Annotated in this window: 1 protein-coding gene; it reads left to right on the top strand. The window is 61.4% G+C overall.

What is annotated here, in order from left to right; translation table 11 throughout:
- The first annotated feature begins 216 nt into the window (after positions 1–216).
- Complete coding sequence (locus tag DI041_RS21070; protein WP_136640099.1) at positions 217–1,131, top strand: IS110 family transposase; 915 nt, start codon at positions 217–219, stop codon at positions 1,129–1,131.
- The last annotated feature ends 16 nt before the right edge of the window (positions 1,132–1,147 follow it).

Raw genomic sequence — 1,147 nt, 5'->3', positions numbered from 1 at the left:
TCGGCTCTTATCTCTTGCGACTCTGGCACCTTAGGTGCCGAGAGCCCGGCGCGGGCGACCGTTCGGCTCTAGGTCTTCTCGATCGCTCTGTAGCAAGGATCTCCGCGCCGGTTTCTCCCTGATCCGCCCGAACAGTTGATCGAGTTGGCGCTCGCACTGATAAGACTGGGCAAGCGGGGGGAGCTCTCGGCCCTGTCAGCCTAGCGGAGTTACCTCATGTTTGGGATCGGGATCGATGTCAGTGGTGAGAATCTGGATGTTGCCGTCCATGAACAGGCCTTTCGCCAGTTCAAGAACAGCAAACGTGGCTGGAATAGCCTGATCCGGTGGTTGCAGCAGTGGCCAGCCAAGCAGGTCGTGCTCGAGGCCAGTGGCGGCTACGAGCAAAAGGCACTGGATGCGCTGCATGAAGCAGGCCTGCCGATGGTACGAATCAATCCTGGCCGTGGCCGCAGCTTTGCCTCAGCCACGGGAAAGCAGGCCAAGACCGATCGTATTGATGCCATGGTGCTGGCCCACATGGCCGATGCCCTAAAGCTGACCCGCTACGTACCGCCAGCGGCTTGGCAGCGCCGTCTGGGTGAGCTGTGTCAGCGACGTCGCCACCTGGTCCAGATGCGGGTGAGCGAGCATCAGCGCATGCGCGCGTTCAGCGAACCCAGCCTGATTTCCATGCTGAATCAGCACCTGGGCGAGATCCAGAAAAGCATCAAGCAGCTCGACGCCACCATCGCAGCGCTGCTGGCCGAACAGGAAGGATGGCGTGACTTTGCCAAGCTCAAAGGTGCCGGCCCGGTGTTGATGGCAACCCTGGCCTGCGAGCTCCCGGAGCTGGGCAAGCTCAGCGGGAAAGCCATCTCGGCCTTGGTAGGGGTTGCCCCCATGAACCGCGAAAGCGGCACCTGGAAAGGGAGACGGAGCATTAGCGGTGGCCGCGCCGTTGTACGCGAAGCGCTCTACATGGCGGCGCTGACGGCCAAACGCTATGAGCCTCGGCTCAAGGAATTTTTTGAATCCCTCGTCAAGCAGGGCAAGCCGGGCAAGGTGGCTTTGGTCGCGGTGATGCGCAAGATGCTGGTGATCCTCAACGCCCGCAAAAGGGATGCGGAGGCCCAGATGGCCTCCGCCTGACAAGACAGTTGCTACA

The organism is Stenotrophomonas maltophilia, from assembly GCF_004920835.1.
GTDB lineage: Bacteria > Pseudomonadota > Gammaproteobacteria > Xanthomonadales > Xanthomonadaceae > Stenotrophomonas > Stenotrophomonas maltophilia_AQ.
Note: the sequence above shows the minus strand (reverse complement) of the source record. Positions and strands in the feature narration are given on the sequence as shown.